Origin of the sequence: Streptomyces sp. N50, assembly GCF_033335955.1 — a bacterium.
GTDB lineage: Bacteria > Actinomycetota > Actinomycetes > Streptomycetales > Streptomycetaceae > Streptomyces.
Window position 1 is genome coordinate 7,293,539 of the sequence record NZ_CP137549.1, and the last position, 12,769, is coordinate 7,306,307.

The 12,769-nt window shown below is 72.2% G+C and carries 8 protein-coding genes; 5 read left to right on the forward strand and 3 right to left on the reverse strand.

Going from position 1 to position 12,769, the window contains the following annotated elements; genetic code table 11:
- Positions 1 to 257 precede the first annotated feature (257 nt).
- Positions 258 to 818 (forward strand): DUF3455 domain-containing protein, encoded by a 561-nt coding sequence (locus R2B38_RS32650; RefSeq protein WP_318019415.1) that lies wholly within the window; start codon positions 258 to 260, stop codon positions 816 to 818.
- A gap of 73 nt (positions 819 to 891) precedes the next feature.
- Here R2B38_RS32650 and R2B38_RS32655 read toward each other — a convergent pair whose 3' ends face one another.
- Positions 892 to 2,973 carry an ATP-binding protein gene (locus R2B38_RS32655; protein ID WP_318019416.1) on the reverse strand — a complete coding sequence of 694 codons (2,082 nt, stop codon included), beginning with the start codon at positions 2,971 to 2,973 and terminating at the stop codon, positions 892 to 894.
- A gap of 276 nt (positions 2,974 to 3,249) precedes the next feature.
- On the opposite strand from R2B38_RS32655, the gene R2B38_RS32660 reads away from it, so the two are divergent.
- Positions 3,250 to 4,518, forward strand: a complete 1,269-nt coding sequence (locus tag R2B38_RS32660; RefSeq protein WP_318019417.1) for an alpha/beta hydrolase — start codon at positions 3,250 to 3,252, stop codon at positions 4,516 to 4,518.
- Positions 4,519 to 4,539: 21 nt separating this feature from the next.
- Here the strand turns inward: R2B38_RS32660 and R2B38_RS32665 are convergent, their stop codons facing one another.
- The gene (locus R2B38_RS32665; RefSeq protein ID WP_318019418.1) at positions 4,540 to 7,341 is read right to left on the reverse strand and encodes a LuxR C-terminal-related transcriptional regulator; all 2,802 of its coding nucleotides are present in this window, start codon (positions 7,339 to 7,341) and stop codon (positions 4,540 to 4,542) included.
- 218 nt (positions 7,342 to 7,559) lie between these two features.
- On the opposite strand from R2B38_RS32665, the gene R2B38_RS32670 reads away from it, so the two are divergent.
- The 3 genes from R2B38_RS32670 to R2B38_RS32680 all read left to right on the forward strand — a co-directional run bounded on the left by R2B38_RS32670 (position 7,560) and on the right by R2B38_RS32680 (position 11,116).
- Positions 7,560 to 8,228, forward strand: coding sequence for a helix-turn-helix transcriptional regulator (locus R2B38_RS32670; RefSeq protein ID WP_318019419.1), 669 nt, complete (start codon positions 7,560 to 7,562; stop codon positions 8,226 to 8,228).
- Positions 8,229 to 8,405: 177 nt separating this feature from the next.
- A complete protein-coding gene (locus tag R2B38_RS32675; RefSeq protein ID WP_318019420.1) occupies positions 8,406 to 9,098 on the forward strand; it encodes a DUF4255 domain-containing protein in 693 nt (230 codons plus the stop codon).
- Positions 9,095 to 11,116 carry an ATP-binding protein gene (locus R2B38_RS32680; protein ID WP_318019421.1) on the forward strand — a complete coding sequence of 674 codons (2,022 nt, stop codon included), beginning with the start codon at positions 9,095 to 9,097 and terminating at the stop codon, positions 11,114 to 11,116. The genes R2B38_RS32675 and R2B38_RS32680 overlap by 4 nt, the downstream gene beginning before the upstream one ends.
- 28 nt (positions 11,117 to 11,144) lie before the next feature.
- Here the strand turns inward: R2B38_RS32680 and R2B38_RS32685 are convergent, their stop codons facing one another.
- Complete coding sequence (locus R2B38_RS32685; protein WP_318019422.1) at positions 11,145 to 12,572, reverse strand: hydrolase; 1,428 nt, start codon at positions 12,570 to 12,572, stop codon at positions 11,145 to 11,147.
- Positions 12,573 to 12,769: the final 197 nt, after the last annotated feature.

Consider the following 12,769-nt stretch of genomic DNA (forward strand, 5'->3'; position numbering starts at 1 on the left):
CCGGCCGGCGGAGTCTTCCGTAGAGGAGACCGGCGCAGGTCCTGCCGGACAACGGAAACGGGGACGGCAATACCCACCTCGCCGTGGCGGTGAGCAGTGCTGGTCATAAGTCGATCAGAAGTTGGCAACCCGGCGAGGAGTAATCCCCCGTACATTGCGGCAGCGGGGCCGAAGATCATCTGATCGGCCCGGGAGTCCGGACATCCGCGACCCCGATACCCGCGATCCTGTTCAGAAATTGCTCTGGAGACTTACCGATGAAGATCGCCAAACGTCTCATCCTCACCACCGCGGCCGTCACCGCCGTGGTCGCCGGCACGCTCGTGAGCGCGACCGTCGGCCAGGCCGCCACCCCGCAGCCGCCCGTCCGCCTCGGCGTCACCGTGCCCGACGCGCTGAAGGTCCCGGACGGCAACAAACTCACCGGCGTCTTCTCCGCCGCCGGCGTCCAGACCTACACCTGCACCAACAGCGCCTGGACGCTGCTGGAGCCGGCCGCCACCCTGTGGGCCAAGAACGACCGCGCCAAGCGTCCCGTCGCCCTGCACTCCCGCGGCCCGGTCTGGGTGTCCACGGTGGACGGCAGCGCGGTCAACGGCTCCGCGATCGCCAACTCGCCCAAGACGGGCGCCATTCCCGAGCTGCTGGTGAAGGCCACCGCCACCCGCGGCACCGGGACGTTCGCCGACGTGTCCTACGTCCAGCGCCTGGGCACCAGCGGCGGCGTCGCCCCCACCACGGCCTGCACCGGCACCAGCACGGACCAGGTCAGCGTGCCGTACACCGCCACGTACGCGTTCTACAAGCCCGCCAAGTAGTCCGGCGGGCACGGCGACGGCAGCGGTCCCCCGTCGGCTCCTGGGGGGCCGCTGCCGTGTGCTCGCCGGACCCTCAACTCCCTTGCGGAGGCTCCTGTTCGGCCCTGATCCGGCCGTGCGTCTCCCAGTCCCACACCGTCTCGCGCACCTCGTCCAGGGCGCGCGCCAGATGCCTGCGGTACGTGCTGAACGCCAGGTTGAGTTTCCGCGCCACGGCGTCCTGGGTGGACGTCGAGTGGTACGTCAGCGTCAGTACGTCGTGCAGATGCCGGGTGCGGGGATGGGCGTTCAGCCGCTGTACGGCCCTGCCGATCAGGTCGCGCAGCGCGGTCACCGGGTCGCCCTCGCTGAGTTCCTCCACCAGCCGCCCGCGCAGCAGCGGGTTGTCGGTGAGCCCGCCGGGGTCCAGCCAGCCGCGCAGCGCCTCGCGGACGGCGGCGTCGGACTCCTCCCGACTCAGCGGTGTGACACGGGACTTGGGCTTCCCGGCGGTCGCGGCCGGTGCTCCGCCGAGCAGGCGCGCGTCGATGCCCTCGGCCCACTCCTCCGCCCGCGCCGCCCGCCAGTCGTGGCAGAACAGGCCGTACCCGCGATCGGCGTGGACGGCCCTGCGGGGCGGCTGGAACATGCCCAGATACGTCAACAGCGGTGCCCAGAACTTCGGTTCGGCGCTGACGAAGCAGGACCAGGCGCAGTGCTTGGCGCGCAGCACCTCGAAGACGATCCGCGTCCGCACCAGGTCCCACGACCGCGAGGGGCGGTGGTGGTGCTCCTCGTGCACCATGAACCGCGCCACACCCAGGTGTTCGCCCTGGCGCGGGGGAGTCATCGCGGAGACCAGCTCCCACGCCTCCGCCAGCACGGGGTCCGCCGCCCGGGTCTCGTCGTCGAGCGTGTCGATCCTCAACCAGGCCATGAAACCGAGGAGTTGACCCGTGTCGCAGCGCCGGTGGACGTGGAACGCCTCGGGCTGACGCCTCAACCAGTACGCGACCGTACGGGCGTTGTGCTCGCCCTCGACCTTGTGGGTCAGTTCGATGAGCGCGGCGGCGTCCTCGGGGCGCATCGGCTCCTCGTGGACGTCGGGTTCGTTTCGGCCGCCCTGGAACTCCCTCAGCCACTGTGCCCTGGAGACGATGTGGTTGAACTCCCGTGCCGCGCGCAGGGCTTCCTTCTCCGGTGCCTCGCGGACCCGCTCCACGAGATGGCGGCGGATCGTGCGGTGCATGGCCTTGTAGCGCTCCGGGTCACGCCAGCGGAAGTCGCTGTCGAGGGCGTCGCGGACGACGTCGTAGGGGCACACCCCGAAGGGGCCCGATCTCATGAACGACAACTGCCGCAGCCAGGCGAAGAGTTCGGTGGCGTCCTCGTCGGGGAGTGCCACGCGCAGCAACTCCTCGGTGGTGTCCGCGACATGGCCGCACACCTCCAGCGCCCGCCGGTGCGCGGGCGAGGGCGGTCTGCCGACGATGTGGGTCAGCAGGCGGTCGACGACCGTGCGCAGCGGGGCCCAGAAGACCTCGTCCGTCGAGGAGTTGTCGTGGGTCGCCGCCTCCGCCACCAGGCGCAGGGCCAGCGGATGGCCCGCGGCGAACCGGAGGAGGGACGCGTGCAGTGCCGGATCGGCACCTCGGGAGGTGAGCAGCGCCGCCGAGTCCGCGGGCCCCAACTCCCTTAGCGGTACGACCTGGAGGACCTCGCTCCACGCGAGGTCCGCCTTCCAGAGGGGGTCGGGCGCGTGCCGTCCGGCGACGACGACCAGGGCTCCTGCGGGTAACCGCGGCAGGAAGCGGTCGCGTATCCACTCCTCCATGTCCCGGTAGCGCTCGAAGTCGTCGACCAGCAGAACAGCGTTGTCACGGGCGAAGACCTCGGCGGTCGCCTCCTCGAAGGCCGACGGCGATCGCTCGACCGTGCGCGCGTCGACGCCGACGACCGGCCGGTCCGCGGCGCGTGCCTCGGCGGCGAAGCGCTGCAGCAGCGCGCTCTTGCCCATGCCGCCGGGGCCGTGCAGCACGATGACCAGCGGGGCGCCGGGTTCGCCGGACAACGCCCGCCGGAACAGGGCGAGTTCCTCGTGCCTGCCGACGAAGTTCTGCAGGCGGGCGGAGGCCAGCCGGTCGGCCAGCAGGCCGGCGGAATCGTCCTTCGCCATGCCGTTCCCCTCCCCGGAGTCGACCGCTTCGGGCCGCTGCGAAACCTACCCGTTCGGGCCGGGCCATGGAGCGGGGCCGGACCTTACGCCGGTCTTACGGACAACGGGGTCGATCACCGGCCGGGCGTCGTGAACCCGGGAGGGGGCCGTCCGTGGAAACACCCGCCGACCCGCTTCTTTGTCCTATTCGTGCTCGTTGAGGAACGCAGAAGGGTCCGTAGCCCTCCTTCTGTGTGAAGGAAACAGCACAGGCAAGGAAACCGGGGACTGAGTGGCATGGGTTTGACCAGCGAGACTACCGTTTATGTGGTGGCGGCCGTGGCTGCCGTCTGCGTGGCGCTGCTGGTCTGGGTGTGGCCGCGGCTCGCCAGTCCGGGCGTGCGGCAGGTGCTCGGGCGGCTGGCAGCCATTGGAGTGACTCAGGTCACCATCATTGCGGCGTTCGCGTGCTGGCTGAACTCCTCGTACCAGTTCTTCGGATCGTGGGGCGAGCTGTTCGGCAACGTCGACACCGCCCCCGTCGGCGTGACCCAGGCCGCCGACCACAACGGTGACGGCACGGCCGGCGGTGTCTCCGTGAAGGGGGCGCTGGTGCAGCCCGCCGGTGACGAGCAGCTGAGCCGGGTCAGCGGACTGCCCACCGGCGATCCCCCGGTGAACGGCAAGGTGGAGTCCGTCAAGGTCATCGGCCGCCGTACGGGAGTGGTCGACCCGGCGTTCGTCTACCTGCCGCCGCAGTACTTCCAGAAGGCGTACGCGCGCCAGCGCTTCCCCGTCGTCGTCGCGCTCAGCGGCTACCCGGGCAGCATCTTCAACCTCGCGCAGTACCTGCGGGTCTCGCAGACCGCCGGGCAGCTGCAGAAGAGCGGGCAGATGCAGCCGACCATCATGGTGATGATCCGGCCGACGATCGCCCCGCCGCGCGACACCGAGTGCGTGAACGTCCCTGGCGGACCGCAGACCGAGACCTTCCTCGCCAAGGACCTCCCGCAGGCCCTCAAGTCCGTCTACCGGGTGGGCCACGACGCCAGCGCCTGGGGCGTCATGGGGTACTCCTCCGGCGGGAGTTGCGCCCTCCAGCTGACGATGCGCAACCCGCACGTGTACACGACGGCCGCCGCGCTCTCGCCCGACTACAGGGTCAAGGACGACCCCACCACCGGCAACCTCTTCGGCAGCGGCCTCGGCCGGTTGAACCGGGTCAACGGACACGACCTGATGTGGCGGCTGAAGCACCTGCCCATCCCGCAGGTCTCCGTCCTGGTCGCCGACAGCAAGCACGGCGAGCGGGGCTATCCGCAGACCCTCGCCTTCATCAAGGCCGTCAAGGCACCCATGCGCGTCGCGTCGATCCTGCCCGAGTCCGGCAGCCACAACTTCCCCACCTGGGTACGGGAGATGCCCGCGTCCCTGAAGTGGATGAACCAGCAGCTCACCTTCCCCCAGGACGTCGTCCCCCGGCACGTCCCCAAGAAGAAGGGCAACAGCACCGTGCGGGCGGAGGCCACCGAGCCCAAGAAGCCGACCGCCGGGGCGCGCAAGTAACGCGCGGCGGGCCACCGCCCGTTACTCGTGCCCCAGCGTCCCGGGCAGCTCGCCCCGCCGCCGGATGCCCAACTTCCGGTAGGAACTGGTGAGATGGGTCTCCACCGTGCGGCGGGCCAGATGCAGCAGATCGGCGATCTCGGTGTTCGTCCGGCCGTCGGCGGCCAGTTCGGCGATCCGCCGCTCACTGGTCGTGAGCGACCGCGAACCGGTACGGGCGGGCGCCGAGCGCCGCGCCCCGCTCTCGCCCAACGCCTCCTCCGCCAGGGCCCATTGACGCGTCGCCCCCAGCCGCTCGGCCCGCTCGGCGGCCTCCCGCAGACAGGCCCGGGCCCGCCCCCGGTCCCCGGCCGAGGTCAGCCCACGGCCCCGCACGATCAGCGCCGACACCAACTCGGCCTCCGTGCCCACCGGCCCGTCCCGCAGCAGTCGTACGGCCTCCTCCGCGAGCTCCAGACCGCGTCGGCCGCCGGTCGCCGCGGCCAGGACGCGCAGTGAACGGCCCACCGCGCGGGGCGTGTTCCACACCCGGGCCAGCCGCAGCTCCTCCTCGGCCAGGGCGATGGCCTCCCGGGGGCGGGCGAGCGCGAGACGGCACTCGGCGGCCGCCGTGCGCCATGGAGTGACGACCGGGCTGAACACCTCGCGGGCCGACTGCCGGCGCCCGCACTCCAGGAAGTCGTGCAGCGCGCCCGCCATGTCGCCGGTCGCGGCGCGCACCGCTCCCCGCGCGTAGAGAAAGCGGTTCAACTCCCAGGATTCCGGCGCGGACCGCAGGTCGAGACCGTCCGCGAGCCGCAGCGCCCGCGCCTCCTCGCCGGTCGCCACGAGCGAAAGCAGCACGTGGGCCTGCCGGTTGGAGGGTCCGGTGCGCGCCCGGTCGCGCGGGCACGGGTCCGCCAGCAGCCGCGCGTGCTCGCCGCGCGTGGCCAGGATGTCGGCCCGTACGTTGACCAGCGCCTCGTGCATCGGGTGCAGCAGGTCGGGACGCTGGCCAACCAGGCCGCGCTCCACCAGCCGTTCGGCTTCCGGGAGTTCGTCGGCCCACTGGGCCACGGCGGCGGCCGTGCCGATCAGGAACGGCTCGGTCAGCGGATCGGCCGGCTGCGCGAGCAGCGCCCGCATCCGCCGCATCGCCTCCGCCGCCGAGATCAGCCCTGCCGTCGCCGCATGCCGTACGACCAGCGCGTGACCGGCCGTGCCGACCAGCTCCGGCGAGTGCTCGGCGGCGTCGCACAGCCACCGGTACACCTCCTTGCGCACCGTCTGGTCCTGCTCGGACAGCAGCACGGACGCGGTCTGGAGGGTGCGGATCAGCTGCGGACGGTCCGTCAACTCGTCCTCCAGCGTGCGCAGTACGTCCACGGCGGCCAGGGTGCGGCCCCGGCCGGCCAGCGCCGTGCCGAGCGCGACCGCCGCGCGCACCGTGTCCTGCGGCGCCCCCGACAGCCGGAGCGCCTCGCTCAGACGGGGGATACCGGCCGAGGTCGTCTGGGCCTTGTACTCCAAGGAGCCCAGTTCGGTGAGGAGTTGCTGTCTGCGGGCGTCCGGGAGCGGCTCCTCCAGGACGCGGCGCAGGAAGGCGGCCGCGTCGGACGTGCGGCCGTCGCGCAGCGCGAGCGAGGCCGCCTCCTGGAGCGCGACCGCCGTCCAGGGCGCGCCCACCGGGTCGGACAGCAGCAACTGCCGGGCCACCGTGTCGGGGGAGACGCCGTGGCGCTGCATCGTCTCGGCCGCCGCCGCGTGCGCGGCCCGCCGCCGGGCCACGGGCACGCCGGTGAGCACCGCGTCGCGGAGGAGTGGATGCGCGTAGCGCGGACGCCCGTCGGGGTCGGGGCGCAGCACCCCGAGTCCGGTCATCGCGGTGAGCCAGCCGGACACCCGCGCCGGGTCGGCGCCCGCCAACTCGGCGATCACGGCGGCCAGTTCGTCGATGGGACAGGTGTCATGGCCGCTCGGCAGATCCTGCGGGGTGTCGCCGTCCCACCCTTCGTCCAGCGCGGCCAGCGCCCGCGCGACCTCTCCGGTCGCCGGACCCGCGCTGTCCAGCCACCAGGACACGGCGGCCGGATACGCGCCCGGGTACAGCGCGGCGGACGACGTCGGTACGCTCGCGTGCCGCCCGGCACCGAGGTCGTCGAGCAGGGCGCGCAGCAGCAACGGGTTGCCCGCACCGGCCCGTACGCAGTCGTCCACCCACGGCTCGGGGGCATCCGGGTGGGCCGAACTCACCAGCTCGGCGGCCGAGTTCGCGGTCAGGGGACCCAGCGTGAGGGTGCGCACCAGGGCGGGCGACAGGGTGTGGGTCAGGCCCGGGGCCGGTGGGTCGACGTCGTACTGGCTGCGTTCCGTGACGACCAGCAGGATCCGTAATCGGTCGACGTGCCGGGCGGACTCGACCAGCCAGCGGTGCGAGGCCGGGTCGGCGAGGTGGACGTCGTCCACCGCGATCAGCAGCGGCGCCCGGTCGGCGTACGAGTGCAGCACCCGCCGGAACAGATCGGCGCTCGCCCGCTCGTCCCCGGCGAACTTCATGTCCCCGAACTCCGGTACCGGGGCCATCAGTTGCAGGACGGTGGCGTACGGCACCGCCTGGTCGCGGGGTGAACAGCGGGCCCGCAGCACCCGCATGCCGTGCGCCAGGGCGTCCGCCACGGCGCCCTCCAACACGGTGGTACGGCCCGTCCCGGTGGCCCCGCGCAGCAGCACCAGCCGGCCGGCACCGGCCCGGGCCCACGCCGCCTCCGCCGCCAACAGCCGTGTCGCGTCCCGGTGTTCGGGCGGTGTCGCGGACGCTCCGGCGTCAGACGTCGTCCCCGTCATCGCGGTCCTCCTCGTGTCCGTCGTACCCGTCGTGCCGGTCGCTTCCGCCGTCTTCGCCGCTCACTCGCCGTGGTCCGCCGTACGTCCGATCTCGTGGTGCTGCTCGTGGTGCTCCACGATTGCGCGCGCCCCACCCGCCCCGTGAGGGTGAGGAGTACACGGCCGCCACCAGCGCAACCGGGGTGGCACGTAGTTGGATGTGGATTCGAGGGAGAACGTTGCTCAGCTCATCGCGGCCCGCACACCCCGGTACGTCCGACTCCGCCGACCGGATACCCGTGGCGGTGCACGCCCCGGACCCGATCTCCCGCGAGGGAGCACTCAGCCAGCTGCGCAGATACCCGGAGATCGACCTCCGCGAGGAGAGCGACACCGGGCCCGGCAGAGTGGCCCTGTTCATCGCCGACACCCTCGACGAGACCGCGCTCACCCGGCTGCGCCGACTGGTGCGCAGCGAGGGCGGGCGGGCCGTGCTCGTCGTCGGGGCGCTGCGCGAGGCCGAGTTGCTCGATGTGATCGAGTGCGGGGTCGGCGCGATCGTGTGGCGCGGGGAGGCGACCGCACAGCGCCTGGTGCAGGCCGTGGTCGCCGCGGCGCGCGGTGACGGCGACCTGCCTGCCGATCTGATCGGCCGGCTCGTCGAACAGGTGGGGACACTGCATCGCAGCGCGGCGGGCCGGTCCGGAGTCCATCCCTCGGGGCTCTCGCCGCGTGAGGTGGACGTCCTGCGGCTGGTCGCCGAGGGGCTGGACACCGGAGAGATAGCCAGCAAGCTCTCCTATTCCGAACGCACCGTCAAAAACGTCATGCACGGGCTGACCACACGCCTTCACCTGCGCAATCGGGCGCATGCCGTGGCGCATGCCCTTCGGGAAGGCTACATCTGACCGAACGGGCACTCGAAGGCGGACATGCGGGCAGCGTGTCGTGCCCCGCCCTCGTCCCCAAGGTGCTTGCGGGGGAAGGCGGTTGGGACGGCACGATCGGGGGACGGCCGACAGGGGCGTACCGGGCGCCGACGCGGACCGCGGGGCACGACAGCACGGCAGGGCGGGAGTTCGGCGGTGATCCACGAGGTGGACGAGGTTCTGGGGGACCTGATCGGCGGCGGCGCACTGGCCGGTTCGGGCATCGAGGTCTCCTTCGACGCCCCGACCCGCGACTGGGCCGCCCGCCGCAACACCCCCACGATCAACACCTACTTGTACGACATCCGGGAGGACGTGCACCGGCGCCAGCGTGGGCATGTCGCCGTGCGCGACGAGCGGGACGTGGTCGTCAAGCGCCGCCAGCCGCCGCGCTGGTTCCGGCTGTCGTACCTGGTGACGGCGTGGACGAAGCGGCCGCAGGACGAACACCGGCTGCTGTCCGCCGTGTTGTCGACCCTCATCCCGCGCGAGCTGCTCGCTCCCACCGAACTCCCCGGGTCCCTACGTGAGTTGGGCCTGTCGGTGCCGATCTCGGTGGCCGGCATCCAGACCGAGTCACGCTCCCTCGCGGAGATCTGGTCCGCCCTCGGCGGCGAACTCAAGCCGTCCCTCGACCTCGTGGTCACCGCGCCCTTCCCGGCCTACCCCGAGTACGACGCCGGCCCGCCCGTCACCGAGGGCGCGGCGGTCCGCGTGAGCGGCCTCGACGGCACCGGGCCGGGCGTGGAGGAACGCGCGCACCGGCCGCGCCAGGTGGCGGCGGTACGGGAGGCGCGGGAGGTCGCCCGGCGCAAGAGGGCGCCGGGGACGCCGGGGACGCCGACATGACGGTCACGGACGAGGCCGTCGCATTCACTGGCGGGTCGGAGACCGACGCCCTTCTCGCCCGGCTCGGTCACCTCCGCGAACGCGTCGCCCTGCTCGTCGACCGGCGCTCCGCCACCGACCCCACGGCCGGCGACCCGCTGCGCGGCCTGTACCTCCCGGAGGAGGCGGTACGGCATCTGCTGCTGCGCTCCCCGGAACCGGATCAGGAACTGGGCGCGTCCGCACCGGAGTTGGGACACAGTCCGGCCGACCGGCTCGCCGCCCTGCACCTGACCGACCTCGACACCGCCCTCCTCCTCGTCGCCCTCGCCCCCGACCTGGACCGCACCTTCGAGCCCCTCTACGGCTACCTCAACGACGACGTCGGCCGCCGCCGGGCCACCGTGGGACTCGCCCTCGACCTGTGCGGCATACCGGCACACCAGGCGGAGGGCAGGGCTCGATTCCTGCCCACGGCCCCGCTGTCCGCCCTCGGGCTGCTCACCGTGGAGGAACCCGAACGCCCCTTCCTCAGCCGCTCGTTGCGGGTGCCGGACCGGGTCGTGGCACACCTCCTCGGCGACGACACCCCGGACCCGGCCCTCGCCGGACACCTCCACCCGCTGCCGCTGCCGAGCGGGTCGTACGAGGGCCAAGAGCCGGGCGGGGACGAGGAGTTCACTGTCTTCGTGGACCGGCTGGGCGTGCTGCTCGCCGAAAGTGCGCCCCTCACCGTGTATGTGAGGGAGCGTCATGAGGGTGACGGGCTCGTGTGTGTGGCGGCCGCGCTGCACGCGGCGGGGATGGCTGCCGTGCGCTACTCGGGGCCCGTGGAGCGGGTGCCGGAGCTGTTGCGCGAGGCGCGGCTGAGTGGTCGTACGGTCGTCGTGGGTGGGCTGTCCGATCAACCCGGCGCACTGGTAAGGGCGTTGACCGACGTCACCGACGTCTCCGTGCTGATCGCCGGGGCGCGGCCGTACGATCCGCAGTGGTGCGAGAGTGATCCGCTGATCCTGGAGGCGCCCCGGCAGCGGGCCGCTGCGGTGCGGGCCTGGACGGACGCCGTCGGTGAGCAGGGCGGGTTCGACGTGCGGGCCACCGTCGCGCCGTACCATCTCGGCGCCGACCGCATCGCGCGCGCCGCCCGGGCGGCACACGGTCTCGCCGCGTTCGACGGCACCCCGATGACCGCCGCCCATCTGCGGCTCGCGGCGCGGCAGCAGTCGGCGTCGGGGCTCGAACAGCATGCCCGGCGGATCCGGCCCGCCGTCGACTGGCGGGACCTGGTGCTGCCCGAGCGGTCGCTGACCCAGCTGCACGAACTCGCCCTGCGCGCCCGGCACCGCGACCGGGTCCTCGGCGACTGGCGGCTCAGCGCGGGCGGCGGCCGGGGGCGTGGTGTGCTCGGCCTGTTCGCGGGGGAGTCCGGGACCGGCAAGACACTGTCGGCGGAGGTCGTCGCGGCCGAACTCGGCCTGGATCTCTATGTCGTTCAGCTGTCGTCGATCGTCGACAAGTACGTCGGCGAGACGGAGAAGAACCTCGAACGGATCTTCACGGAGGCCGACCGCACCGACGCCGTGCTCCTCTTCGACGAGGCCGACGCCGTCTTCGGCAAGCGGTCCGAGGTGAAGGACTCGCACGACCGGTACGCCAACATGGAGAGCGCCTATCTGCTCCAACGCCTGGAGTCCTTCGACGGGATCGCGCTGCTCACCACCAACCTGCGCGCCAACATCGACGAGGCGTTCACCCGCCGGCTCGACCTGGTCGTCGACTTCCCGTTCCCCGACCCGGCGCAGCGACTCGCGCTGTGGCGGCACGGGCTGACCCATGTGCCGAGCGTGCCCGGCCTCGAACTCACGCCGCTGGCCGAGGAGTTCGAGCTGGCCGGCGGTTCCATCCGCAGTGCCGTCGTCACCGCCGCCTACCTCGCCGCCGGACGCGGGGACACGGTGTGTGCGGCGGACCTCCTCGAAGGGGCCCGCCGTGAATACCGCAAGGCGGGGCGGCTGGTGCCGGGAGAAGGCACCTGGTAGCCGCCCCGCAGGGGTGGATCGAGAACCGTCAGTTCGGCACCGTCAGCCTGACCGCCACCAGCCAGTGGGCGTTGTCGAGGGTGCCCGAGAAGCCGTACTCGGGCCGGGGTTTGGTGCAGTTCTGAGGGCTCCAGTCCCAGCCGGAGTTGCGGACGATCCAGCAGAGCTGACCACTGCCGATGTTGTTCGCGAAGCCCGTCATGTACGCGGCGCCCGGCTTCGCGCTGCCGATGTAGTTGTCCTTGCCGTCGGCGATGATGGCCGTCCAGCCCGAAGGCTGGTACTTGCCGTAGCCGTTGGTCGACGCCGGGTCGTGGATGAAGGCGTTCGCGGCCGAACCGGCGGTCCCGGAGACCGCGATGTTCACGGAGAGGATCTGCTCGTCGTCGGTGGAGGTGGCGGCCGTGGCGCCGTCGCACTCCGGGGCCTGCCAGCCCTTGCCGCCGATGTAGATCCGGTAGCAGACATGGCGTCCGGAGTCCCGCGCGGCCAGCTTGTTCACCGCGGTCGCCGCCGTCACGGGCTTCGGCTTGGCGGACGGCTTGGAGTCCCCGCCGCCGCCCGACCCGCCACCCGCCGCGGCGGCCGTCGAGGTCTCGGCCGCCGGCGGCGCGCTCGTCACGACGGGCGAGGGCGGCGGGGGAGCGGTGCTCAGGGTGGGGCTGGGCGCGAGCGTGCTGACGCCCGCGTCCTTCAACTGCTCGGTGGCGGCGGTCCGCACCTGCGGCTTGTACGCGATCCACAGCATGACGAAGGTGAGCGCGAGCGCGGTGAGGACACCGAGGAAGGTGGCCAGCCAGCGCGGCAGGAACCCGCGCTGGAGGTAAGTCCCCTCCACGGGAAGGGGATTGGCCCCGGACCTCAACACGCTGAGCGTGTACGGCCGTTGCTCCTTCGGCCCGAACCAGATGATCTTCCGCGGCTTCAGCGACGCCTTGACGAACGCGGCCCGGCCCGGCTCGATCTGCACATTGCCCGGATGGATGTCGTACGACAGCTGGTCGCCGTTGTCGCTGCCGCTGATCGACGCTGTCAGCCTGGTGTTGCCCAGGTTGTCCACGGCGAGTTGGGGCCGGCCCCGGAAACGACCCTTGACCGTCGGCGGCACCAACTCCGCGCGCACTTCAGTGAACGGGGTGATGGTCAGATTGCCCTCGGGGACGGTGACCGCCTCCGGGTGCTCGGTCGGCGTGATCCGGATCGCGTACGGGTTCGGGCCCGCCGTCGCGTCCGGGGTGCGCGGCGGCGTGAACGTCAGGTCGACCGTCCCCGTCGTGCCCGGATAGAGCCGCAGCGTCTGCGGCTCCACAGCGGTCCAGGGCGCGATGCTCCCGACCGGTTCGAAGCGGTACTCGTCCACGACGTCGCCGGTGTTGCGCAGCCGCAGCCGCACGCGGGTACTGCCACCGGGATCGACGGTCGCGGACGCGGGCTCCAGGGAGGTCCACAGACTCATGAGCCGACGCTACGACGGATGGTGAGGGCGCGTCAGGAGTCGCCGGGGCAACAGCGGTTGCCCAAAAGGGCCGCCCGCCAAACCCGTCACTGCCCCCGCGGCGACGGCGTCCACCGCAGCCCACATCACCCGGCCGTGCCGCGGACTGCCCCTGAGGGCAAGGAAGTTGCCCCAAGGCAGGCACTCGGGGACGTTTC

Excerpts from the sequence above, each read along its gene's own strand:
- R2B38_RS32650 (WP_318019415.1), top strand. The coding sequence starts at position 258 with ATGAAGATCGCCAAACGTCTCATCCTCACCACCGCGGCCGTCACCGCC.
- R2B38_RS32685 (WP_318019422.1), bottom strand. The coding sequence starts at position 12,572 with ATGAGTCTGTGGACCTCCCTGGAGCCCGCGTCCGCGACCGTCGATCCC.
- R2B38_RS32680 (WP_318019421.1), top strand. The coding sequence starts at position 9,095 with ATGACGGTCACGGACGAGGCCGTCGCATTCACTGGCGGGTCGGAGACC.
- R2B38_RS32660 (WP_318019417.1), top strand. The coding sequence starts at position 3,250 with ATGGGTTTGACCAGCGAGACTACCGTTTATGTGGTGGCGGCCGTGGCT.
- R2B38_RS32665 (WP_318019418.1), bottom strand. The coding sequence starts at position 7,341 with ATGACGGGGACGACGTCTGACGCCGGAGCGTCCGCGACACCGCCCGAA.
- R2B38_RS32655 (WP_318019416.1), bottom strand. The coding sequence starts at position 2,973 with ATGGCGAAGGACGATTCCGCCGGCCTGCTGGCCGACCGGCTGGCCTCC.